Source organism: Brevibacterium renqingii, from assembly GCF_017808105.1.
Classification (GTDB): domain Bacteria; phylum Actinomycetota; class Actinomycetes; order Actinomycetales; family Brevibacteriaceae; genus Brevibacterium; species Brevibacterium renqingii.
Map to the genome: position 1 here is coordinate 1 of NZ_JADBHF010000030.1, position 938 is coordinate 938.

Here is a 938-nt window from a genome sequence, read left to right on the forward strand (position 1 = left end):
CCCCCGCTCGTCCTGGCAGCGATTCGAAGCAACAGCCCCGAACGAGACCTGGCAATCCGATTTCACCCACTGGCCCCTCGCCGGTGGCACCGATACTGAGATCATCTCCTGGCTCGACGACCACTCCCGGGCACTCCTCCACGCCACCGCCCACACCCCAGTCACCGGACAAGTCGTCATCGACACATTCATCCACACGATGGATGACCACGGACCACCAGCATCCACCCTCACCGACAACGGCATGGTCTACACGACACGATTCGCCAGCGGACACGACGGCACCCCGAAACAGCCCAACGGGTTCGAACAGCTCATCGCCGACATGGGCATCGTGCAGAAGAACGGCGGCCCGAACAAACCCACCACCCAGGGCAAGATCGAGCGCTACCACCAGACCCTCAAACGGTGGCTGGCCGCCGACGGACTCGTCGACACCATCGACGACCTCAATGCACAGCTGGCCCGCTTCGCGGTCGTCTACAACACGCAGCGGCCTCACCGAGCCATCGGCCGACGCACCCCACAGGAGGCGTACACCGCCACACCGAAAGCGTTTCCCGTCATCGAGACGGCCAACCACATCTGGCGAGTCCGCTATGACCACGTCGATGCCACCGGCACCATCAGCATCCGCTACGCGGGCAGACTCCGTCATCTCGGAATCGGCAGAGCATGGGCCAGGACACGCGTTCTGCTTCTCCTGCAAGGACCGGCCACCATGGTCATCGATCGCACTGCCGGCAATATCATCGCCGAACACACCATCGATACCAGCAAGGACTATCAGAAGAAGAAGTGAACGATGACGCGAGACAGTGTGTGCATGATGCCGTGAGACATCAAGGCAGAAACGTGCACGATGTCATGAGACATACCAGAGTCAGAAACAAGAAATGTCCCACGCCATCGAGTGAACGATGACGTGGGACATCACA

The 938-nt window shown here is 60.8% G+C and carries 1 protein-coding gene; it reads left to right on the plus strand.

Annotation, left to right across the window (positions count from 1 at the left end; translation table 11 throughout):
- Positions 1 to 802 (plus strand): integrase core domain-containing protein (locus IHE57_RS16150; RefSeq protein WP_209374681.1); only part of this gene is annotated, 802 nt, incomplete at its 5' end.
- Between the last annotated feature and the right edge of the window lie 136 nt (positions 803 to 938).